Source organism: Providencia sp. PROV024 (assembly GCF_032709665.1).
Lineage (GTDB): Bacteria > Pseudomonadota > Gammaproteobacteria > Enterobacterales > Enterobacteriaceae > Providencia > Providencia huashanensis.
Genome location: NZ_CP120545.1, coordinates 753,476 through 777,370 on the forward strand (window position 1 = coordinate 753,476; position 23,895 = coordinate 777,370).

A 23,895-nucleotide genomic window follows, 5' to 3' on the forward strand; every position below is an offset into this window, starting at 1 on the left:
AACTAAGTTAATTATCAAGAGGAGTTTGCTGTGGCGAAAGGGGTAAAAAGGGCGTTTGTCTGTAATGAATGCGGGGCGGATTATCCACGTTGGCAAGGGCAGTGTAGTGCTTGCCATGCATGGAATACCATTACAGAAGTGCGTCTGGCCTCAACAAGCTCTTCATCACGTAATGACCGTTTAACGGGCTATGCAGGGAATGCGGCTGGGGTAAGTAAGGTTCAGAAATTATCTGAAATCAGCCTCGAAGAACTTCCTCGTTTTACTACAGGCTTTAAAGAATTTGATAGGGTGCTAGGCGGAGGCGTTGTGCCGGGTAGTGCCATTTTAATTGGCGGGAACCCGGGGGCGGGTAAAAGTACATTATTGCTACAAACCATGTGCTTGCTTTCACGTGAAATGAAAACCCTCTATGTCACTGGGGAAGAGTCATTGCAACAAGTGGCGATGCGTGCGCATCGACTTGGTTTGCCAACAGATTCGCTCAATATGCTATCCGAAACCAGTATTGAACAAATTTGTTTAACCGCGGAACAAGAACAGCCGAAACTAATGGTAATAGACTCCATCCAAGTGATGCATATGGCCGATATCCAATCATCACCGGGCAGTGTGGCGCAAGTTCGTGAAACAGCCGCGTATCTGACTCGCTTTGCGAAAACCCGCGGTGTTGCGATTATTATGGTAGGCCATGTCACAAAGGATGGTTCACTTGCGGGGCCAAAAGTCCTTGAGCACTGTATTGACTGTTCTATCATGCTTGATGGTGATGCCGATAACCGTTTTCGCACGTTACGTAGCCATAAAAACCGTTTTGGTGCCGTTAATGAACTCGGGGTATTTGCTATGACGGAGCAAGGGCTTAAAGAGGTCAATAACCCATCGGCAATTTTCTTAAGTCGCGGTGATGAAGTGACCTCTGGCAGTTCCGTTATGGTGGTCTGGGAAGGGACGAGGCCATTGCTGGTGGAGATCCAAGCCCTAGTTGACCATTCGATGATGTCTAATCCACGTCGGGTTGCTGTCGGGCTTGAACAAAACCGCTTAGCAATTTTGCTGGCCGTGTTGCACCGTCATGGTGGCTTACAAATGTCGGACCAAGATGTTTTTGTGAATGTGGTGGGTGGCGTCAAAGTGACTGAGACCAGTGCTGATTTGGCGTTATTGCTTTCTTTAGTTTCAAGTTTTCGAGACCGGCCGTTACCTAGGGATCTTGTGGTGTTTGGCGAAGTTGGGCTAGCAGGGGAAATCCGTCCGGTTCCAAGCGGGCAAGAGCGTATCTCTGAGGCGGCAAAACACGGTTTTAAACGTGCGATTGTGCCTCATGCTAATATGCCCAAAAAATCGCCGCCAGACATGAAAGTCTACGGGGTGAAAAAGTTGGCGGATGCGCTCAGCATTTTAGATGAGCTATAACGCTTATTACTAAGAGTAAAAAGGAAAATAAATGGCTGAATTTGACTATCTTAAAAACGCAATCAAACGAGCGGGTTACACTCTCCAGCAAGTGGCTGATGCGACAGATATGACCAAAGGCTACCTCAGCCAGTTGATAAACGATAAAATCAAGAGCCCAAGTGCCCAAAAAATAGCGGCTCTTCATCGTTTTTTAGGCCTTGAATATCCCAATAAGCAAAAAACGATCGGCGTGGTATTTGGCAAATTTTACCCACTACACACAGGGCATATTTATTTGATCCAACGTGCTTGCAGCCAAGTGGATGAACTGCATGTAATCCTTTGCCATGATGAACCTCGTGATAAAGACCTGTTTATTAATAGTTCAATGTCACAACAACCAACTGTCAGTGACCGGCTGCGTTGGTTACTGCAAACCTTTAAATATCAAAAAAACATTCACATTCATTCATTTGATGAAAATGGCATAGAGCCTTATCCACACGGCTGGGAAGTGTGGAGCGATGGTATGAAAGGCTTTTTGAAAAAGCACAATATCCACCCTAGTTTTATTTATTCGGGGGAGGCAAACGATGCTCCTCGCTACAAAAAATATTTAGGTATTGAAACTGTTTTGGTTGACCCTGAGCGCACCTTTATGAATATCAGTGGTAACCAAATTCGTCAGGCACCGTTTCGCTATTGGGATTACATTCCAACGGAAGTTAAACCTTTCTTTGTCCGGAAGGTGGCGATTTTAGGAGGCGAATCAAGTGGGAAATCTACCTTAGTTAACAAATTAGCCAACATTTTTAATACCAGTAGTGCATGGGAGTATGGGCGCGATTATGTTTTTAGCCATTTAGGTGGTGACGAAATGGCATTGCAATATTCAGATTACGATAAAATCGCCTTGGGTCATGCACAATATATTGATTTTGCAGTAAAATATGCCAATAAAGTGGCGTTTATTGATACGGACTTTGTGACAACGCAAGCCTTCTGTTTACGCTATGAAGGCAAAGAGCATCCATTCGTTCAGGCACTGATCGATGAATACCGATTTGATTTGGTGATAGTACTGGAAAATAACACGCCGTGGGTGGCTGATGGTTTAAGAAGTTTAGGAAGCGATAAAGACCGCAAAGCTTTCCAAAACTTACTCATTGAAATGCTTAAGAAAAATAATATTGAGTTTGTACGTGTAGAGTCCTCTGATTACGATACGCGTTTCTTAGAATGTGTAACCCTCGTTCAGCAGTTATTGATGTTGGATGACTTATAAATAAAGTCACCCAATAAAAAACGGCATCGAATGATGCCGTTTTGATTCTATCTATATGATATCGATCCCTTAAATAATTTGAATTATAGGTAGGCGGCAAGAGAGTGAGTCCCTAGGAGCATACACCAGTATGTGACTAGGTCTCACAAAAGCAGCCAACACCGCTATAATTCTAAATTATGACAAGGATTATTTGGTCATACGCTTATACTTCATACGATGTGGCTGCAGCGCTTCGGCACCTAATGTACGTTTCTTGTAATCTTCATATTCAGAGAAGTTACCTTCGAAGAAGCTGATATTCCCTTCATCTTGATAATCAATGATATGTGTTGCAATACGGTCAAGGAACCAACGGTCATGGGAAATAACCATTGCGCAGCCCGGGAACTCTAATAGGGCGTTTTCCAACGCACGTAAAGTTTCTACGTCGAGGTCGTTGGTTGGTTCATCGAGTAGCAAGACGTTACCGCCCACTTGCAGTAGTTTAGCTAAGTGTAAACGACCACGTTCACCACCAGATAACTCACCGACGCGCTTACCTTGGTCAATGCCTTTAAAGTTAAAGCGGCCAACATAAGCACGGCTAGGAATTTCAAAGTTACCGATACGCATGATGTCCTGACCGTTAGAAATCTCTTCCCAAACAGTTTTGCTGTCATCCATGGAATCACGGAACTGATCAACAGAGGCAATCTTCACGGTTTCACCAACAGTGATGGAGCCAGAATCAGGCTGTTCTTGCCCTGAAATCATCCGAAATAGTGTTGATTTACCCGCACCGTTCGGCCCGATAATCCCAACAATTGCCCCTTTAGGAATGGAGAAGCTCAGGTTATCAATCAGAACGCGGTCGCCATATGATTTGCTTAGGTTTTCAACATCAATAACCTTATCACCTAAACGTGGACCTGGTGGAATAAATAGCTCACTGGTCTCGTTACGTTTTTGATATTCAACGTTATTAAGTTCTTCAAAACGCGCCAGACGCGCTTTCCCTTTCGATTGACGGCCTTTAGGGTTTTGACGTATCCACTCAAGCTCTTTCTCGATAGACTTACGGCGAGCCGCTTCAGTTGAGGCCTCTTGGGCTAAACGAGCATCTTTTTGCTCAAGCCAAGAAGAATAGTTACCTTCCCAAGGAATGCCTTCACCACGGTCAAGCTCAAGGATCCAACCTGCTACGTTATCAAGGAAGTAACGGTCATGCGTGATAGCTACGACGGTACCTTCATAGTCGTGTAAGAAGCGCTCTAACCACGCCACAGACTCTGCGTCTAAGTGGTTGGTTGGCTCATCGAGTAACAGCATATCTGGTTTTTCTAGCAGCAGGCGGCAAATCGCCACTCGGCGGCGCTCCCCCCCAGATAGATTCTCTATTTTTGCATCCCAAGGGGGAAGACGTAATGCATCAGCAGCACGTTCTAGTTGGTTATCAAGGTTGTGGCCATCTTGCGCAGAAATAATGGCTTCTAACTCGCCTTGTTCTTTGGCCAGTTTATCAAAATCCGCGCCTTCTTCTGCATAAGCCGCATAGACTTCATCTAAGCGGGTCAATGCACGTTTAACCTCACCAACGGCCTCTTCAACGGCTTCACGCACTGTGTGTTCAAGGTTGAGTTTTGGTTCTTGTGGTAGGTAACCAATTTTTAGACCTGGTTGAGGACGCGCTTCACCCTCGATATCGGTATCAATACCTGCCATGATACGCAGTAATGTTGATTTACCCGCCCCGTTTAGACCTAAAACACCGATCTTAGCCCCCGGAAAGAAGCTCAGAGAGATATTTTTTAAAATATGACGTTTCGGTGGAACAATTTTTCCAACCCGATACATACTATAAACGTATTGAGCCAATTTATTTACCTTTTGATTTATAAAGGGAACTTTAGTTTTTTAGTTTATTTTGCTTTAACAAGCTTAGGCTGAAAAGCATTTAATAAACAGCCATATAATTTTCTAGAACTATACCTGAACATCAGGAGATCATCCATCCCTCCCTCTCAGTGAGACAAGCTTGATGACTTTCTATTATCAACTCATGGGGATGTAGTGATGTGATGCGCTATACAGGGAGTTACCCATGATAAACATAAAGGAATTGAATACTTTTTTAAAATGGGCGTTACGTCAGGTATTTAATCGAAACACATAACAAAGTTACGAATACAACTGATTGCGCTGAATATTGCCGAGGGGCAGAGACTTTAAATCATTCATAAAGTGGCTGATACGTAAAAGACTGTAAAGTCGAAATAATCAAGAACTCTCCGCTGTTACTAAATAAAAACTTTCGGTAGCATTCATAGTATTGATATATGCTTAATATACCCGTAATCCTTCAAGTTGCAGTGGTGTTAACTGCGCTCAGCTAGCCGAGTCACATAGTTTATCTATGCTCTCTGTCTATCTTCGCTTGTCGCCTACCTACAACTCGAATTATTTGGGATATGTGTATATATAGGTTAAGGTTTTCCCTGTAGTTTGACTTTAGTTTAGCGATGGAGCGAGTGAATATGAAAGGTTGGTTAGCGGCAGTACCAGTAACAATGTTGCTGGTTTCCAGCACCGTATGGGCTGATTCCTTACAAGCGCAGCGGGAGCGCTATCAGGCAATTAAGGTTGCATGGGATGCCAATAAAATGGATGAAGTCGAGCGCTTACTGCCGACCTTGCATGATTATCCACTTTACCCTTATCTTGCTTATCGTGAGCTAACTCAAGACTTAGATATTGTATCACCTCGCCAAGTTCAGGAATTTATTAACACTTACCCGACGCTACCTGTCGCAAAAAATTTAAAAACTCGCTTTGTTAATGAATTAGCACGCCGCCAAGAATGGAAATCATTGTTGGAATTTAGTCCTGAAGCTCCAAAGCCGGCTGAAGCACAATGTAATTTTTATTTTGCAAATTGGGCAGTAGGTAACAAGCAAGTTGCTTGGCAAGGTGCAGAGAAAGCGTGGTTAAACGGCCGTTCTATGCCATCAGCGTGTGATAAGCTTTTCAATGAATGGGAAAAAGAAGGTTATTTAACCCCTGAAATGACCCTTGAGCGTATTAGTTTGGCAATTAAAGAAGGGAATACTTCGATTGCGAGCTATTTGGCTAAACGTTTACCACCGAGTTATAAAACGATAGGCGATGCGCTGATTAAACTACAAAATGACCCAGCGTCTGTTGTCACTTTTGCTAAAACAGTAACTCCTACCGACTTTACTCGCCAAGCCACGACAGCAGGCTTTAGCCGCTATGCACGTCAATCCCCAGATGCAGCTCGTGCAGTATTAAATACGGTAAGTTCTGCACAAAAAATGAATATGACAGAAAGCCAAGCGCTTAAAGATAGTATCGCATGGCAATATATGGGGGATGTCACGCCAGAACAGGCGCAATGGCGCGATGAAACTATTCAGGAAAGTCATTCATCATCACTGAAAGAACGCCGAGTCCGCCTTGCTTTAGGGGCAGGGGATAAAACCGGAGTAGCCGCGTGGCTGAGGCAATTACCTGCTGATGTGAAAAATAAAGAAGAATGGCAATACTGGCAGGCTATTACGCTCATTGATGCGGGTAAGAAAGCCGAGGGTGAAGCAAAGCTTCGTGAATTAACCAAGAAACGTGGTTTTTACCCAATGGTTGCTGCGCAGGTTTTAAATATTGAATACCCTGTCTATGTCAATACTGCCGCTAAGCCTGATGCCAGTATTAATCAGTTACCTGAAGTGCAACGCGTGCGTGAGTTAATGTACTGGGAACTGGAAAATCTTGCGCGTTCTGAATGGGTTAGCTTAGTGGCTTCTCTCCCTGCTAATCAACAAGAACAGCTTGCGCGTTATGCATTTGATAACAAGTGGCCCGATCTTAGCGTTCAAGCTACGATCACAGCAAAATTGTGGGATCACTTGGAAGAGCGCTTCCCATTGGCGTGGGATAAAGAATTTAGCCTCTATACAAAATCAAAAGATATTCCAAAGAGTTATGCCATGGCAATTGCTCGCCAAGAAAGCGCTTGGAACCCACAAGCACGCTCACCCGTAGGGGCTACAGGTTTAATGCAGTTAATGCCAGCAACAGCGAAACATACCGCTAAAAAGCAAGGTATTAATTATGTGAATACGAGTCAGTTGACTAATCCAACTACCAATATCGAGTTAGGAACTGCCTATCTTGAAGATGTATACCAGCAGTTTGGAAATAACCGTATTTTAGCCAGCGCAGCCTATAATGCAGGCCCTTCAAGGGTAACTCGTTGGTTAGGTAATAGTGGCGGACGCATTGATGCAATTGCATTTGTTGAAAGTATTCCGTTTTCTGAAACCCGTGGTTATGTGAAAAACGTTTTATCCTATGACTTGTTTTATCGCCATTTTATGGGGCAAAAAGGTATGAAGATTTTGCTTCCTAATGAATGGAATATGAAATACTAAAGATACTCTTCATATTTCGAATTGTAGGGGTGTTGGCTACGTTTGCTAACCCTAGTCACATACTTGTGTGTGCTCCTAGGGCTTAGCATCACTTGCCTCCTACCTACAATCCGAACTATTTTGAGTATTCATATTTTTTATATTTCGTTTTATTGGGGCTTCGTGTTACATACAGGTGTATGCTCCCCGAGCTATCCTCGCTGATCGCCTTGCTACAGTACGAATGCTTTAGCGTATAACTCACATTATTTGGCATCTTGGCAATCGCTTTGTGTTTGGTTGATGATTTCTAATAAGAGTGTGTTATTATCTGTACTAGTTAAATAGTATGGATGGATAGACGATGACAGCAAATCAACAATATGACCCGGCTTTGACCGCGGATGAGAACGCTGACTGGCTGCGCTTTGTGAATTTATTACAATTGGCATTTGAACAAGATATCCATTTGCCAGTTCTTCAGTTATTACTTACGCCAGATGAGCGTACAGCCTTATCGACCCGAGTTAAAATAGTGCAAGAGCTAATGCGCGGCGAAATGAGCCAAAGAGAACTTAAAAATGAACTCGGAGTGGGGATAGCGACCATAACGCGAGGTTCGAATAGTTTAAAATCGGCTCCATTGGATGTGAAGGCTTGGCTCGAGTCTCAACTTCTCTAAAATACTCTTCATATTTCAAATTGTAGGGGTGTTGGCTGCGCTTGCTAACCCTAGTCACATACTTATGTATGCTCCTAGGGCTTAGCGCGACTTGCCGCCTACCTACAATTCGAACTATTTTGAGTATTGGCATTTATCTATTTTAAAATAGCAGGGGTGTTAGCTGCATTTGCTAACCCTAGTCATATACTTATGTATGCTCCTAGGGCTTAGCGCGACTTGGCGCCTACCTACAATTCGAACTATTTTGAGTATTGGCATTTATCTATTTTAAAATAGCAGGGGTGTTGGCTGCGCTTGCTAACCCTAGCCACATACTTATGTATGCTCCTAGGGCTTAGTGCGACTTGCCGCCTACCTACAATTCGAACTATTTTGAGTATTGGCATTTATCTATTTTTAAAATTAATAGACACAAAAAAAGTATGGTTTCCCATACTTTAGTGTGAAAAGCGTGATGTTTAATCGCACATGCAATTTTAATTATTTTAAGTATAATTAGTCTTCTACTTGGTTTAGCTCTTTATAAATTTCATGCTTAATGGGAACTAAGGCCAAAATTAAGGCTTGTTGGTAAACACTTGTGCGGGTTAATACCCCGTCGGTGAAAAAACCAATAGCGCCACCTTGTTGTTTGATATTATCAATACCGGTCAAAAAGGCCATTTCATCGCCAAGTTCACGACCTTCACGAATACCTGCCAGAATTTTTTCTGGGATCATAATACTCGCAGAGCGAGACTCGCCGCGTATTTGCTTATGTTCAATAACTATCCAAGCAAAAGTCATATCATCTTCAATGCCTGCTTCGATACCGACCCAAAAGTCTGCTTCAGGGCGAACTTGTCTTGAAGCCATTACGCGTTGTCTAGCCCCTGTACGGGTTTCATTATTACCGATAGGTTGCTGTGGAACACTGCTATCGACATTAATATCTTCAATTTGATAACTGCCAGCCCCAAATACAGCATCGAAAGCTAGATGGATCGCTTTAATTTTGGCAGGATTAGTCGTTGCAGCTATAACTTGGTACATTAATTATTTTCCTTTGAACACATACTTCGAAAAGTAATAACGGAACACATCTATGTTACAGGTTTATCTTGTTCGCCATGGCGAAACTGAATGGAATTTAGCTCGTCGCATCCAGGGACAATCCGATAGCCCTCTGACAGCCACTGGACGACTGCAAGCAAGGCAGGTGGCTGAAAGGATAAAATCAGAAGGCATTACCCATATTATCACTAGTGATATGGGACGCACACTGGAAACTGCACAAATAATTGCAAGTGTATGCGGATGTGAAATTACCACAGAACCGCGTCTACGTGAACTAAATATGGGGGTTCTTGAACAAAGAGCGATTGAGTCGTTAACCTCAGAAGAAGAACAGTGGCGTAAAAGCTTGATTGACGGCACTCGTGGTGGTCGAATCCCTGAGGGGGAATCGATGGAAGAACTCTATACGCGTATGTTTGCGGCATTAAATAGTTGCTTAGATCTCCCCGAAGGGAGTCGACCCCTGCTTGTAAGCCATGGCATCGCACTAAGTACTTTAATTAGCCGTATTATGGGGGTTCCTGCGTATTCAGAGCGCCGCTTACGTTTACGTAATTGCTCATTATCTCGAGTAGACTACCAAAACAGCCCATGGCTTGCGAATGGGTGGATAGTCGAAACTGCGGGGGAAGTGACTCATTTAACGCAGCCAGCCCTTGATGAACAACAAGGCTAATTATTGAAAAGTAAGGAGTTTCAATGTAATGAAACTCCCTCAGCTTAGCGTGCTTTAGTACCGTCTGCTTTGATAGGAACATAATAATCAAACGTATCGATATGCGTTTTAGGGTCATCACTTTCTGGTGTGATATTATGCAAGTCGATATTTTTTAGTCGGTAATGTTCAATATCATACCCAGGGCGACGCGTTAAATTGAGTTTGGGTAAATAAACACCATAAATTTGGTATAAAAACTCCTGTAACGCATTTCGGGTAGGCACGCCATTAAATGAAAATTTCACATACTTACCACTCGGTAATGTCAAATTGGTATACTGATTAGTATTGAAACTTGCATCTTCAGGCCTAACTGCTGTGGTATAGAACACAGTTTGCTCGTCTTCTTTTTCAGGGTTATGGATTGCATGATGCAGCCCGAACACCTCAGAAGCAATCTTGGTGGTATTATCTAAATAATAATGCCAAAACGTTTGGCGCATTTCTGAACATGCGGTTGACCATTCCTCTAAAGCATAAGAACAGCTTTGCTCCAAACCGACCAATTGCAGTTCAGGCATTTGCATAAATTCATGTTCGATATTTATATGATTATCTAAGATAATCGGTGGGCAAATCCCAGTAGCACACCACTCCTCACTACGGCGGTAGAAAGCCGGTGTCAGGTTAAACTGTTTTTTAAATGCGCGCGTAAAAGTTTGTTGCGAGTCAAAGCGATACTGTAGCGCAATATCAAGAATTGGGCGGCTTGTTAAGCGCAGTGCAACCGCAGCACGAGAAAGTCTTCTGGCTCGAATATAAGCACCAATCGCTTGGTCAGTGACTTCTTTAAACATTCTTTGTAAATGCCACTTAGAGTAGCCTGCTTTTGCGGCAACATTATCCAGCGAGAGTGGTTTATCAAGGTTGTCATCTATCCAGCGAAGCAAGTCGCGAATAATATTAGTTTGATCCATGTATATCCCCAGCCAATGCGACTTATAGTACAGATATAATCTATCAATGAATCGCTATTCTATATCAAGTTACCTTTTTCGTTTATAGTAAATGAGTTGTATTTGAGAATTAGTTAGAAAAGTGAATAATTAACCTTGTATTGATACGAGGTTTACCGATTGTGAGTTGAATAGGAAACCCAGTATGCGTTGTTCCAGATTAAAAAATATTGTTCTCGCGTCATTATTATCAGCGTTGCCTTGTATTACTTTCGCTGAAGAAATCGGTTCAGTCGATACTGTATTTAAGATTTTCGGCCCTGACCATAAAATTGTCGTGGAAGCATTTGATGACCCTGATGTTGATAACGTTACCTGTTATTTGAGTCGCTCAAAAACGGGTGGTATCAAAGGGGGGTTGGGGTTAGCGGAAGATACTTCTGATGCTGCTATTTCATGTCAGCAAGTTGGTCCGATTGAACTGAGCGACCGTGTAAAGCGTAAACCAACAAAAGGCCAAGTTGTTTTTCAAAAGCGCACATCGTTAGTTTTCAAAAAACTGCAAGTGGTTCGTTTTTATGACCCGAAACGTAACACACTGGTTTATTTAACGTATTCAGACAAAATGATCGACGGCTCACCGAAAAATGCGTTAAGTGCTGTACCGATCATGCCGTGGTGATTATGACGAGTGTTTGGGCTGCAATCCTCTGATAGTATGGATGCCACTCATAAAAAAATCCGCTGCTTAAAAGACAGCGGATTTCGATAACTATAATGCAAATAATTAGGTTGTTAATTATTCGTCTAAATCACCACAGAAACGGTAACCTTCACCGTGGATAGTGGCAATAATTTCTGGTGTGTCAGGCGTAGATTCGAAGTGCTTACGAATACGACGGATAGTCACGTCAACAGTCCTGTCATGAGGTTTTAATTCACGGCCAGTCATTTTCTTCAGTAAGTCAGCTCGAGTCTGAATTTTCCCTGGGTTTTCACAGAAATGCAGCATTGCACGGAACTCACTGCGCGGCAATTTGTAGTGTTCACCAGCAGGGCTAACTAATGAACGGCTATTAATGTCTAATTCCCAACCATTAAATTTATAGCTTTCAACCAAACGACGCTCTTCAGTACCGCCAGCCAAATTCATGGTACGTGACAGTAAGTTACGCGCACGAATAGTTAATTCGCGTGGGTTAAATGGTTTGGTGATATAGTCATCAGCACCGATTTCCAGACCGAGAATTTTATCAACTTCGTTATCACGGCCAGTTAAGAACATTAACGCAATACTTTCTTGCTCACGTAATTCACGAGCAAGTAATAAGCCATTTTTACCTGGTAAGTTAATATCCATGATGACTAAATTGATGTCATGTTCGGAGAGAACGTTGTTCATCTCTTCGCCATCAGTTGCCTCATGAACCACATAGCCTTCAGCTTCAAAGATACTTTTCAGCGTATTGCGTGTGACTATTTCGTCTTCAACAATCAAAATGTGTGGGGTCTGCATAGTTGCTACCTAAAGTATTAAAATAAAAATACTGAACTCACAAGCCGTTTTCAGTTAGGTGGTTATTATATTTTTCTCTGAAAAAACACGTTTATGAGTATAAATTTGTTTCAAAATCCAACAGTGACATTATGTTGCTTTTGCAGCAAATGGCTCTAAAAAACTAGCCAAAATATAAGCACTTTCCCAATATTGGGCTGTTAACAGCAATATAACAGCTAATACTGCATTTACCACCTAAAAAACTAACTTTTGTTGATACATATCAAAATCAATTGTAGCACGTTAACAAAAATTGTTAGGTACATAATTATATAAATTAACATGCGATTTAGATATCAGATAGTCGGTCAAAATGCAGAAGACGAATATGAGGGTTGTTGCTTTGACTTGAAATTAAAGAATTTAATCTGCAATTCCCCCAATATACCATCAAAAATAATGTCTGATTTGTGACTCATCTCGAATTTTGACAGGTTGTTTTGTTTAAATGATAGAGAGCAAACGCTTCTAAACTAGAAGTAAAGTGTCTATGAAGTAATATGATGAGTCGTTTATGACTGTAAATAAGTAGATATACTTATGTTATTTTAAGGGTGAAGAAATTTACTAACAATATTTTTACATTTAAATAAAGCATAAATTGGTGGAGATTATGCTAAACAACGAATATGAGTGTAAATGTAGAGAGTGATATCAGATATTTTCAGATTAAGCCCATATGATAACGATCAACTTTCCCGGTAAATCACAAAACCCCATGCATTGATCTACAACTAGAAATAAGTCTCTATCAGGTTAATTGGAACATGGGTTTTTTCTGACTCATCTTGGTGGAAATTCCTGCTTATTTTTAGTGGTACATAACTTTTATCAAATCCCATCATTGTATTTATTTGCTTATTTAATAAACAAATAATCCATTAAAATCGCAAAAAATTATTCATCTGCTAATTTAAATTATTTTGGTTGTTAAAGCTGGTACTGGTGGGGTTTTTGTTTTTTTATGAAGATTTTTTCCCTTTTCCTAGAGGGGTTTTTATTGAAAAACTGTTTTGTTAAAGGGGTTGGAATCAAATAAATTTGACAAATTATGCCGATTGCTTTAACCGTATAGGGAGAAACCCAAAAGATCTAAGAGACAGACAGAATTTATGCGTAATATCAGCCTGACTATTATTATTACCACCACCACCGTAACCACAGGAAACGGGGCGGGCTGACGCATCCAAAAAATAAAAATGAAAAAGCCCGCATCCCCATAAGATGCGGGCTTTTTTTTGGTGTTAATTCAGGAGAGAAATACCATGCGTGTGCTTAAATTTGGCGGTACTTCGGTTGCAAATGACGAACGGGTACTAAATGTTGCTGACATCGCTGAAAGTAAATTAGCAGATGGGCAAGTGGCACTGGTGCTATCAGCACCAGCAAAAATCACTAACCATCTGGTTGCTATGATTGAAAAAACGGTTGCAGGTCAAGATGTCATCACGCATGTAAATGATGCCGAAATGATTTTTGCTAACCTTTTAAAAGGATTGAAAGAAAAACAGCCTGGTTTCGAATATGACAAGCTGAAAAAACTTACAGAACAAGAATTCGCACAAATCAAACAAGTACTGCATGGTATTACTCTCCTAGGTCAATGCCCTGATAGCATCAACGCTACAATTATCTGCCGTGGTGAAAAGCTCTCTATTGCTATTATGGAATCTGTATTAAAAGCTCGTGGTCATAATGTGACAGTGATTAATCCAGTTGAAAGCCTATTAGCAAAAGGGCATTACCTTGAATCTACTGTTGATATAAATGAATCGACAAAACGTATTGCTGCTTTAAATATTCCCAAAGATCACTTTGTCTTAATGGCTGGTTTTACCGCTGGGAATGATAAAGGCGAACTAGTAGTGTTAGGCCGCAATGGTTCTGATTACTCCGCCGCGGTATTGGCAGCTTGCTTACGTGCAGATTGTTGTGAAATTTGGACTGATGTTGATGGTGTGTATACTTGTGACCCGCGTTTAGTACCTGACGCACGCTTATTGAAGGGGATGTCTTATCAAGAAGCCATGGAGTTATCTTATTTTGGCGCCAAAGTTCTTCATCCTCGTACAATCGCTCCTATCGCCCAATTCCAAATACCTTGCCTAATTAAAAATACCACTAACCTAAGTGCTCCCGGTACTCTGATTGGGGATGGTCAAACGGATGACAGCACACCAGTTAAGGGGATCACTAACTTAAATAACATGGCAATGATCAACGTATCGGGGCCTGGTATGAAAGGAATGGTGGGCATGGCTGCACGTATTTTCTCTGTCATGTCACGTAAAGGCATTTCAGTCGTGTTGATCACCCAATCTTCATCAGAGTACAGCATCAGTTTCTGTGTGCCACATAATGAACTACAGCGTGCTCGCGCTGCACTAGAAGATGAATTCTATTTAGAGTTGAAAGATGGCGTATTAGACCCACTGGGCGTGATGGAGCAATTAGCGATTATTTCTGTAGTCGGTGATGGCATGCGTACATTGAAAGGTATTTCAGCGCGCTTTTTCTCTGCATTGACCCGTGGCAATATCAATATTGTTGCTATTGCACAAGGCTCATCTGAGCGCTCTATTTCAGCCGTAATTGCGAACGAGGCGGGAACCACGGCGGTACGTCTTTGTCACCAAATGTTGTTCAATGCAGAGCAAGTGATTGAAGCCTTTATCATCGGAGTCGGTGGGGTGGGAAATGCATTGATTGAACAAATACACCGTCAGCAACAATGGTTGAAGCAAAAGCATATCGACCTGCGTGTGTGTGGTATCGCAAACTCACGTGCAATGTTAACGGATATGCAAGGCATTGATTTAGCTAACTGGAAAGCTGAATTAGCGGAAGCAAAAGAACCTTTTAGCTTAAGCCGTTTGATCCGTTTAGAACGCGAGTATCATTTCTTAAACCCTGTGATTATCGATTGTACTTCCAATCAAGAAATTGCAGAGCAATATGTGAATTTCTTAAAAGATGGTTTTAACGTCGTCACGCCAAATAAAAAAGCCAATACATTATCCATGGATTACTACCACCAATTGCGTGGCGCAGCAGAAAGCTCGAAACGTAAATTTCTCTATGATACAAACGTTGGTGCGGGCTTACCTGTTATTGAAAATTTACAAAATTTGCTCAATGCAGGGGATGAATTAGTTCACTTTAGTGGTATTTTATCGGGCTCACTGTCCTTTATCTTTGGTAAGCTTGATGAGGGCATGTCTTTATCTGAGGCAACGGCGCTGGCAAAAGAGAAAGGCTTTACAGAACCAGACCCTCGCGATGATTTATCCGGTATGGACGTAGCACGTAAATTATTGATTTTAGCCCGCGAAGCAGGTTATGACTTAGAGCTACAAGATATTGAAATTGAACCTGTTTTACCTATGGATTTCGATAGCAGCGGCTCTGTTGCTGAATTTATGGCTCGTTTACCACAATTAGATGTACAGTTTGCTCAGCGTATAAAAGCCGCAGAAGCAGAAGAAAAAGTGTTACGCTATGTTGGGTTAATTGAAGAAGGGCGCTGTCAGGTTAAAATTGTTGCTGTTGATGGCAATGACCCACTCTTCAAGGTTAAAAATGGCGAAAATGCACTGGCTTTCTATACACGCTATTACCAACCAATTCCTTTAGTCTTAAGGGGTTATGGCGCAGGTAATGATGTTACTGCTGCTGGTGTATTTGCAGATATGCTGCGTACCCTTTCATGGAAATTGGGAGTTTAAGAAGTGATTAAAGTTTATGCACCAGCTTCAATAGGTAATGTTAGCGTTGGGTTTGATGTCCTTGGAGCGGCGGTCTCCCCTGCGGATGGCTCATTATTAGGTGATTGTGTCACCGTTGAAGCTGCGGATACTTTCTCGCTAACGAACAAAGGTAAATTCGTTGCTAAGTTACCGAAAAAGAACGAACACAATATTGTCTACCAATGTTGGCAGCTGTTTTGTGAACGCCTTGGCAAACAGTTGAATGTTGCAATGACCCTTGAAAAAAATATGCCAATAGGTTCTGGTCTTGGTTCAAGTGCATGTTCCGTGGTTGCCGCGTTAATGGCATTAAATGAGTTTGCGGACAAGCCATTTGATGATACGCAATTATTAGGCATGATGGGCGAATTAGAAGGGCGAATTTCTGGTAGCGTGCATTACGATAATGTAGCGCCTTGTTTCTTAGGTGGGCTACAGTTGATCATCGAACAAAATGGCATTATTTCCCAACCTGTGCCTGCATTTGAAAACTGGTATTGGGTAATGGCGTATCCGGGAATTAAAGTATCGACAGCAGAAGCGCGTGCTATTCTCCCTGATAGCTACCCACGCCATGACATTGTAAATCATGGCCGGTATTTATCTGGTTTTATCCATGCATGCCATACTAACCAACCATTACTTGCTGCAACAATGATCCAAGATGTCGTGGCTGAGCCTTATCGCACTCAGCTACTGCCAGGGTTTGCAGAGGCACGTAAAAATGCCAAAGAAATTGGTGCGTTAGCATGTGGTATTTCCGGTTCGGGGCCGACACTGTTTGCCATTTGCGATGATAAACAAATCGCTGAAAATATGGCGGATTACTTGCAACAACATTATATTCAGAATGATGAAGGCTTTGTGCATATCTGCCGTTTGGATCTCGCAGGGGCAAGGACAATAGGGTAAATAATGAAACTGTATAATTTAAAAGATAATAACGAACAAGTAAGTTTTGCACAGGCAGTTAAGCAGGGGCTTGGTAAACAACAAGGCTTATTTTTTCCGCAAGACCTGCCAGAGTTTAGTGCAAGCGAAATTGAAGAACTATTAAAATTAGATTTCGTGACACGTAGTAGCCGTATTTTAAATGCCTTTATTGGTGATGAAATTCCTCAAGAAGAATTAGCTGCACGCGTGAAAGCCGCATTTGCCTTCCCTGCACCAGTGTCTAAGGTTGAGGAAGATATCGCGACTTTAGAGCTTTATCACGGCCCTACGCTAGCATTTAAAGACTTTGGTGGGCGTTTTATGGCTCAAGCTTTAGGGCAAGTCGCAGGTGACCAACCAGTTACTATCTTAACGGCAACCTCCGGTGATACAGGGGCAGCAGTTGCACATGCATTTTATCGTTTAAAAAATGTGCAGGTTGTTATTTTATACCCAGAAGGGAAAATCAGCCCGTTACAAGAAAAGCTATTCTGTACACTGGGTGACAATATTCATACCGTTGCTATCAAAGATGATTTCGATGCTTGCCAAGCATTAGTCAAACAATCATTTGATGATGAAGCACTGAAAAAGGCCCTATACCTTAACTCAGCTAACTCGATCAATATTAGCCGCTTACTGGCTCAGATTTGTTATTATTTTGAAGCCGTTGCACAGATCCCAGCTGAAAAACGTGATCAACTCGTGATCTCTGTACCAAGTGGTAACTTTGGGGATCTAACCGCAGGTTTATTAGCTAAATCAATGGGGTTACCTGTTAAGCGTTTTATTGCAGCGACTAACGTGAATGATACTGTCCCACGCTATCTTGTTGAAGGCGAGTGGAAACCACATCAAACCGTAGCTACTTTGTCGAACGCTATGGATGTTAGCCAACCAAATAACTGGCCACGCATTGAGGAATTATTCCGTCGTAAAGGCTGGTCACTGAAAGATCTTGGTTATGGCACGGTTAATGATGATGTGACAAAAGAAACCGTACGTGAATTGGATAAAAAAGGTTATCTATCAGAACCACATGCTGCTGTTGCTTATCGTGTTTTACGTGATCAGCTACAACAAGGGGAATACGGACTATTTTTAGGAACGGCTCACCCAGCTAAGTTTAAAGAAAGTGTCGAGGAAATCTTAGGTAAACAGATCCCTTTACCAAAAGAGCTTGCTGAGCGTGCTGAACTTCCGCTGTTATCGCATTTCTTACCTTCTGATTTTGCAGAGTTGCGTACATTCTTGATGAAATTAGCACCTAAGCAATAAGAGTAAATAGCATATTAATAAATAACGGAGGCTCTGGCCTCCGTTATTTATTCAAGTGAATGAACAAGTAAATTTAATCTATTAATTGAGCTGCTCTAAATGACGGTTAATTTCATTTTGAATATTCGCTGAGGAACTATTTTTATTAAACTTCAGAATAGTAATTGCCTTCTCATGTTCATTCATATCGGTAAATAATGTTGAGCTCAAAGGTTTTGATTGTTGAAAATCTTTAGATTGGCTTTTGTGATTTAAAATTGCTTGCCTCATAGTTGGTGACGTATTATTTTTAGTAAAACTAAGGGCAACAGCCGCTTTAGCATGGCTATCTAATTCAGAAAAACTTAATCCTTGGTTAATGGCTTTTTTTGTATTAATTCCAGCTTGATTAAGGTGGTTATTAATCGCCTTTTGAGTCGATGCAGATGTGCTATTCTCAGTAAATGAAAGCGCCGTTGCCGCATTTTTATGTATATTATTTTCAGGTTTTGCGTAAGCCATATTAGCAGTGACAACGATAAGCCCCAAAGTCAAAATAACTTTTTTCATGATAAATCCTTATTAAAATAAAACAGAATAACTTTCTATATGGTTATAATAAGGGTTTATTTCTGTCTAATACCTGACAGAAAAATGACAAATCTGCCATTTTTCTTTTTTAACTCTAAATGAGAAATTTTATATATTATTAGGAAGGAAAATTGTAAAACGGGTAGAATACTCATCTGAAGTAATCTGAATAGATCCTTTATGTGCAAGTATAATTGATTTCACAATCGCTAAACCAATTCCACTTCCCTCATTTTTTCTTTGCCTTGATTTATCCACCCGATAAAAGCGATCAAATAACTTAGGGAGATGTTCTTCAGGGATTTTTTTACCTGGGTTACTAATGATAATCTCAATTCCACCTTTGACATTTGCCAAATTTATACTGACGGAATCACCTTTTGGCGTATAGCGGATGCCATTCGAAATTAAATTGGTAATTGCTCGACGAAGCATGTTTTTATCTGCAAAAATAGGGTTTGCTTCACCAATAAGTTTTAATTGAATTTCATTGTCTTCTGCTAAAAACTCAAAGTAATCAAGAATTAAAGTTATTTCCTCCTTAAGATTGATCTGTTTTTTCTCTGGGATCAATCGGTTATCATCGGCTTGCGCCAGAAATAACATGTCTGAGATCATCCGTGATAGTCGATTATATTCTTCCAAGTTTGAATAAAGCACCTCGACTAATTCTTCCTTTGTTCGATTTTTATTTAAAGATATTTGTGTTTCAGTCATTAAATTAGTGATAGGAGTGCGCATTTCATGGGCTATATCCGCTGAAAAATTGGTTTGCCTGACAAAAACATCTTCAATTTTAACCAACATTTGGTTAAATGAAATAGTTAATTGTTTTAGTTCTTTAGGGACAGCGGTTGGGTCTAAGCGAATACTTAAATTCTCTGAGGTGACATTTTTTATTTCATCACTGACATCTTTAAGTGGTTTCAACCCTTTGATAACAAGAAAATAAACAATAGAAACGGTTAAAAAACATAGCAAAACCGCACTGATAATTAAATTATTTATTAGTGAATTAAGGTAATCATGATGGAAATTTAAGGATAAAGCTGTTACTAGCCGATATTTTTTTGCTTCTGAAGGGCCACTGATTTGAATATAGCTTTCTGACAGGCGGTAATTTTTAAGGTAGAGGTCTTTATTGCTTTTGCTAGGGTCATAATTTTTTAAGTGGGAAATAAGTTCTGTTGTTGCATTCGGTGATGTTAATACCTTTCCATTATTGTCACTCAAATAAACCACAATATCTTGATGTTCATTAATAATAGTTCTGATCAGTGTATATTGCTCATCTTGTGAGCCAGCATTTTCGTTTAATAAACTGTGGATCGTTAAATTAATTTGGTTGAGTGTATATTCATCTTGCTGTTTAAAATGCAAAACGACAGAGTTGATCATAAGCCAGCTAAATAATAACAATGCAAGGGAAAGGGTGATGCTGATCAAGAAAATAAGCCGAGCAGAAATAGAGATCGGGGAGCGAAATAGCTTATTCATTTTCTGGGATCTCAAGTAAATACCCCATACCCCTAATGGTATGGATCAGTTTCGGTTCGTAATTATGATCGATTTTTGATCTTAAACGCTTAATCGCGACATCAATAACATTGGTGTCGCTATCAAAATTCATGTCCCATACTTTTGATGCAATTAAAGAGCGTGATAGCACTTCGCCTTGATGTAGAACAAAAAGCTCAAGCAAAGCAAATTCTTTACTCGTTAAATTAATTTTTTCATTAGACCGAGTGACTCGTCTTTTAATTAAATCAACATGCAAATCAGCAATAGAAAATTGAGTTTTTTGAATATTATTATTTCCTCGACGTAAAAGAGTTCTAACACGAGCAAGTAATTCAGAAAAATCGAAAGGTTTTACAAGATAATCGTCAGCGCCAAGTTCAAGGCCTTTCACTCGATGCTCAACATTACCTAATGCAGTTAACATTAATATAGGAGTGTTTTTGCCAATAGTACGTAGGTTTTTCGCTATTTCCCAACCGTTAATATCAGGCAACATGACATCAAGGATGATGAGGTCATACTCTTCTGTTGTTGCCATATGAAGCCCCGTAATACCATTTTCTATCGCATCGACAATAAAACCAGATTCAGTTAACCCTTTTGATAAATATTCTCTGGTTTTATGTTCATCTTCTACAATAAGTAATTTCACAAGTACCTCAAAGCTGAGTTGGAGCTATTTTATCCAGCTTTATTCTAAGCATTGAAACCAACAAATGTAAAATGACAAATTTGTCATTTTCATGTCATGAATCTAACAGGAGGTGTTTTTTACCATAGCAATAATTTTAATTACTAGGGGCGTGGCTATACCATGTTTTCACCAAAAATATTACTGATAGCTCATGCTCTAATTTTAACAGGGTGCGTCTCTCTCGCTCCTGAATATCAGCGCCCAAAGTCTAATGTACCAGAACAATTACATTCTGATTTAACGGCCGCTAGCAGAACAAGGGAATCGACATTTTCTATACCTAGCTGGCAAGCGTTTATTCAAGACCCGCAAATGAAAAGGGTGATACAGACAGCCCTTGAAAAGAACAGTGACCTTTATCTTGCCGCATTAGATGTGGAAGAAGCTCGTGTTCGTTTTGGCTTGTCTCAGGCTGAAAAGTACCCACAAATTAGCTCATCAGCGAGTGGTGATTATAACCAGTCACTGAATTCTGATTCATCTCTGAATAAAAAATACAGTGCGGGTATTGATATTAGTTATGAGCTCGATTTTTTTGGTCGTATTAAGAATTTATCAGAAGCTGATAAAGCAAAATTCCTTTCTTCTAAAGAAATGAGCCGAGCTACACAAATTTTAACGATTAAGGCTGTCGCTGACGCATATTTAGATGTGGAATACAACCAACAACTTTTATTAATTGCTCAAGAAACAAAAAACAGTTATCTCAACAGCCAATCTATTGTGAGGCAAAAAGTTGCAGCAGGAAATGCGACACTATCAGATTTAGAGCAAGCGAAAGGGCAAGTTCAATCCATTGAAATTAGTATAGAAAAAATTAATAGTGAAATAGTAAGAAATGAAAACTTAGTCAATTTCTTGACGCATGATTACGCTGAGAAAATAAAAATAGCCTCAACGAGCTATGAGCCAAAGTATCCACTTATTATAACCCCCTCAAATATACCTTCTGAAATGTTATTAAAAAGGCCTGATATTATGGCGGCAGAGCAAAATATTATTTCAGAAAATGCGAATATTGGTGTAGCAAGAGCGGCATTCTTCCCTTCTATTTCTTTCAATACTGGCATTGAGAATAGTAATGACTCTTTGTCGGGACTATTTGATTCCTCGAATGGTATTTGGAATTTTATTCCTAAAATTACACTCCCTATTTTTACTGGTGGTACAAATAGCCGAAATTTAGAGCTAGCGACTATTCGCAAAAATAAAGCAATTGTTAATTACGAGAAAAATATCCAAGTGGCTTTTCGTGAAGTGAAAGATGCGTTGGTGATTAAATCTAGTTTAGAAAAACAAATATTCTCTCAAAAGCAGTATGTCAAAACGTTAGAACATGTATTGGCTCAAAAACAAGCTAGTTACCAATATGGCAGTTTAAGCTATTTAGATGTTCTTGAATCACAAAGAATTTTATTTACAGAGCAACAGAATTTATTGATGTTGAAAATAGAGCAGCAGAAGAATGAAGTGAATTTATTCTCTGCATTAGGTGGCGGACAAATAGGATCGTAAACATGAAAAATTTGAATAAAGTTATTTTTGCCCTTTCGATAGGGATGTTCACAACGATAGGTTACGCAAATACAGCGGAGCACGATCATTCTGTTTACCCAGAAAAAGTTGCTGAGCCGGTTATTAACACAGAAGGTAAGTTAATTGCGATTGATAAAGCGAATAAAAAACTAACAATTAACCACCAAGCAATTGAAAGTATTGGTTGGCCACCAATGACTATGCGTTTTACCTATGAAGATGAAAATATGATTAAAGGTTTACAAGAGAATGATGAACTAACGTTTTCTTTTTCTCAAAAAGGCAACCTTTCCATATTGAAATCAATCGAAAAGATAAATTAAATAGATAGAGAGATGTTATGTCATTAGTCAACCTGGCCAAATTACTGCTTGTGGTTATTTTATCGAGTGCGATTTCAATTTTATTTTACCGTTATTTCTTTGTAGATGAAAAACTGGTACAGGAAACTGAAAAACAAGAGCGCACCGTTTTATATTGGTATGACCCGATGTACCCAAATACTAAATTTGAGCAGCCGGGTAAGTCTCCTTTTATGGATATGGACTTAGTACCTAAATATGCGGATGAGAATTTAGCTTCAGCAGATAGTAAAGGGGTCACTATTAACCCAACACAAACGCAAAATTTAGGTGTAAAAACAGTGGCTGTGAAATGGGGAAAATTAAACTATGACTTAACATTTCCTGCTGAAATTGTATTTAATGACCACCAATTTGCCATCGTACAAGCACGGGAAAGTGGTTTTGTCGAAAAAGTTTATCCATTTACGGTGGGGGAGCAGATCCAAAAAGGAGAAGCTATCGCTGAGTTAACCATCCCTGCATGGGTCGAAGCTCAAAGTGAATATCTCGCCTTGAAGCAGATGGGCGTTCCACAAACAGATCTTAATAGCGTGCTTGAACGCCTACGTTTAAATGGCATGCCAGAAAATTCAATTGCTCAATTTATTAAAAGTAGCAAAGTACAAACTCGTTTTATCATCAAAGCGCCTATTTCAGGGGTGATTACAGCACTAAACCTACGCCTTGGAATGAATGTGACAAAAGAAGGAGTTATTGCTCAAATTCAAGGAACAACTCCATTATGGTTGAATGCATCTATTTCACAATCAACAGCAGAATTGTTGAATAAAGAGGTTCAATTTTCTGTTGCTATTCCTGCTTATCCTAATCACCAATTTAAAGTAAATAACTGGTTGATATTACCGAGTGCTGATGCGGCTAGCCGGACTATTAATATTCGTGCAGAAATTACAAATGGAGAAAATTTATTAAAACCTGGGATGACTGCTTATTTAAATTTAGTCGCTGAAGATAAAGAAAGTCTGTTAATTCCTTCTCAGGCGATAGTGGATTCAGGTAAAGAACAACATGTGATTGCGGTAGGGAAAGACGGTGAGTTTATCCCGAAAAAAGTCCGGGTCATCAAGGAATCTCAACAAATGACAGCCATATCTGAAGGTTTACAAGTTGGAGAGCCTATAGTGACTCAAGGTATTTTCCTTATTGATTCTGAAGCCAATATTGCTGGTGCATTAGCACGAATGGAAGCACTTTCTGAGCAAGCCACACCATCTAATCATTCATCACATAAATCTCAGGAGTAGACT

Annotated in this window: 20 protein-coding genes and 1 other annotated feature; of the genes, 13 read left to right on the forward strand and 7 right to left on the reverse strand. The window is 40.3% G+C overall.

What is annotated here, in order from left to right; translation table 11 throughout:
• Positions 1-30: 30 nt before the first annotated feature.
• Together radA and nadR are read left to right on the forward strand one after the other, a co-directional pair.
• Positions 31-1,416, forward strand: coding sequence for a DNA repair protein RadA (gene radA, locus P3L56_RS03250; RefSeq protein ID WP_042847009.1), 1,386 nt, complete (start codon positions 31-33; stop codon positions 1,414-1,416).
• 31 nt (positions 1,417-1,447) lie between these two features.
• Positions 1,448-2,683, forward strand: a complete 1,236-nt coding sequence (gene nadR / locus P3L56_RS03255; protein WP_042847008.1) for a multifunctional transcriptional regulator/nicotinamide-nucleotide adenylyltransferase/ribosylnicotinamide kinase NadR — start codon at positions 1,448-1,450, stop codon at positions 2,681-2,683.
• Between the two features lie 189 nt (positions 2,684-2,872).
• Here nadR and ettA read toward each other — a convergent pair whose 3' ends face one another.
• Positions 2,873-4,540: an energy-dependent translational throttle protein EttA gene (gene ettA, locus P3L56_RS03260; protein WP_042847007.1), complete on the reverse strand. Its 1,668-nt coding sequence runs from the start codon at positions 4,538-4,540 to the stop codon at positions 2,873-2,875.
• A 659-nt stretch (positions 4,541-5,199) separates the two neighbouring features.
• Between ettA and sltY the strand changes: the two genes are divergently transcribed.
• Together sltY and trpR are read left to right on the forward strand one after the other, a co-directional pair.
• Entirely contained in the window at positions 5,200-7,113 is a 1,914-nt protein-coding gene (gene sltY / locus P3L56_RS03265) for a murein transglycosylase (protein ID WP_042847006.1), read from the forward strand.
• A 343-nt stretch (positions 7,114-7,456) separates the two neighbouring features.
• The gene (gene trpR / locus P3L56_RS03270) at positions 7,457-7,774 is read left to right on the forward strand and encodes a trp operon repressor (RefSeq protein ID WP_042847005.1); all 318 of its coding nucleotides are present in this window, start codon (positions 7,457-7,459) and stop codon (positions 7,772-7,774) included.
• Between the two features lie 498 nt (positions 7,775-8,272).
• On the opposite strand, the gene yjjX is transcribed toward trpR, so the two are convergent.
• On the reverse strand, positions 8,273-8,809 hold the full coding sequence (yjjX, locus tag P3L56_RS03275) for an inosine/xanthosine triphosphatase (RefSeq protein WP_004914743.1): 537 nt from the start codon (positions 8,807-8,809) through the stop codon (positions 8,273-8,275).
• A gap of 52 nt (positions 8,810-8,861) precedes the next feature.
• Between yjjX and gpmB the strand changes: the two genes are divergently transcribed.
• On the forward strand, positions 8,862-9,509 hold the full coding sequence (gene gpmB, locus P3L56_RS03280; RefSeq protein WP_042847004.1) for a 2,3-diphosphoglycerate-dependent phosphoglycerate mutase GpmB: 648 nt from the start codon (positions 8,862-8,864) through the stop codon (positions 9,507-9,509).
• A gap of 44 nt (positions 9,510-9,553) precedes the next feature.
• Here the strand turns inward: gpmB and robA are convergent, their stop codons facing one another.
• Entirely contained in the window at positions 9,554-10,468 is a 915-nt protein-coding gene (robA, locus tag P3L56_RS03285; RefSeq protein ID WP_042847003.1) for an MDR efflux pump AcrAB transcriptional activator RobA, read from the reverse strand.
• A 184-nt stretch (positions 10,469-10,652) separates the two neighbouring features.
• On the opposite strand from robA, the gene creA reads away from it, so the two are divergent.
• Positions 10,653-11,129 carry a protein CreA gene (gene creA, locus P3L56_RS03290; RefSeq protein ID WP_042847002.1) on the forward strand — a complete coding sequence of 159 codons (477 nt, stop codon included), beginning with the start codon at positions 10,653-10,655 and terminating at the stop codon, positions 11,127-11,129.
• 117 nt (positions 11,130-11,246) lie between these two features.
• Here the strand turns inward: creA and arcA are convergent, their stop codons facing one another.
• Positions 11,247-11,963: a two-component system response regulator ArcA gene (arcA, locus tag P3L56_RS03295; protein WP_004905684.1), complete on the reverse strand. Its 717-nt coding sequence runs from the start codon at positions 11,961-11,963 to the stop codon at positions 11,247-11,249.
• Positions 11,964-13,117: 1,154 nt separating this feature from the next.
• Here arcA and thrL point away from each other — a divergent pair.
• The 4 genes from thrL to thrC all read left to right on the forward strand — a co-directional run bounded on the left by thrL (position 13,118) and on the right by thrC (position 17,962).
• Positions 13,118-13,186 (forward strand): thr operon leader peptide, encoded by a 69-nt coding sequence (gene thrL / locus P3L56_RS22600; RefSeq protein WP_071548816.1) that lies wholly within the window; start codon positions 13,118-13,120, stop codon positions 13,184-13,186.
• Positions 13,125-13,246, forward strand: a sequence feature (Thr leader region). (Overlaps the previous gene by 62 nt.)
• Positions 13,247-13,270: 24 nt before the next feature.
• Positions 13,271-15,730, forward strand: coding sequence for a bifunctional aspartate kinase/homoserine dehydrogenase I (gene thrA, locus P3L56_RS03300; RefSeq protein ID WP_042847001.1), 2,460 nt, complete (start codon positions 13,271-13,273; stop codon positions 15,728-15,730).
• Positions 15,731-15,733: 3 nt separating this feature from the next.
• Positions 15,734-16,663, forward strand: coding sequence for a homoserine kinase (gene thrB / locus P3L56_RS03305; protein WP_048608446.1), 930 nt, complete (start codon positions 15,734-15,736; stop codon positions 16,661-16,663).
• A gap of 3 nt (positions 16,664-16,666) precedes the next feature.
• Entirely contained in the window at positions 16,667-17,962 is a 1,296-nt protein-coding gene (thrC, locus tag P3L56_RS03310; protein WP_048608444.1) for a threonine synthase, read from the forward strand.
• Positions 17,963-18,043: 81 nt separating this feature from the next.
• Here thrC and P3L56_RS03315 read toward each other — a convergent pair whose 3' ends face one another.
• From P3L56_RS03315 to P3L56_RS03325, 3 genes are all read right to left on the reverse strand, one after another.
• The gene (locus P3L56_RS03315) at positions 18,044-18,511 is read right to left on the reverse strand and encodes a hypothetical protein (protein ID WP_166686983.1); all 468 of its coding nucleotides are present in this window, start codon (positions 18,509-18,511) and stop codon (positions 18,044-18,046) included.
• Between the two features lie 129 nt (positions 18,512-18,640).
• The gene (locus tag P3L56_RS03320; protein WP_166685893.1) at positions 18,641-20,029 is read right to left on the reverse strand and encodes a Cu(+)/Ag(+) sensor histidine kinase; all 1,389 of its coding nucleotides are present in this window, start codon (positions 20,027-20,029) and stop codon (positions 18,641-18,643) included.
• Positions 20,022-20,705 (reverse strand): heavy metal response regulator transcription factor, encoded by a 684-nt coding sequence (locus tag P3L56_RS03325; RefSeq protein ID WP_048608439.1) that lies wholly within the window; start codon positions 20,703-20,705, stop codon positions 20,022-20,024. The genes P3L56_RS03320 and P3L56_RS03325 overlap by 8 nt, the downstream gene beginning before the upstream one ends.
• 162 nt (positions 20,706-20,867) lie before the next feature.
• Between P3L56_RS03325 and P3L56_RS03330 the strand changes: the two genes are divergently transcribed.
• Genes P3L56_RS03330 through P3L56_RS03340 form a run of 3 tightly spaced genes read left to right on the forward strand, consistent with a single transcriptional unit; the run spans position 20,868 to position 23,892 of the window.
• Entirely contained in the window at positions 20,868-22,262 is a 1,395-nt protein-coding gene (locus tag P3L56_RS03330) for an efflux transporter outer membrane subunit (protein WP_210831669.1), read from the forward strand.
• 2 nt (positions 22,263-22,264) lie between these two features.
• Positions 22,265-22,606 (forward strand): copper-binding protein, encoded by a 342-nt coding sequence (locus tag P3L56_RS03335; protein ID WP_042846995.1) that lies wholly within the window; start codon positions 22,265-22,267, stop codon positions 22,604-22,606.
• A 17-nt stretch (positions 22,607-22,623) separates the two neighbouring features.
• Positions 22,624-23,892: an efflux RND transporter periplasmic adaptor subunit gene (locus P3L56_RS03340; protein WP_042846994.1), complete on the forward strand. Its 1,269-nt coding sequence runs from the start codon at positions 22,624-22,626 to the stop codon at positions 23,890-23,892.
• Positions 23,893-23,895 lie beyond the last annotated feature (3 nt).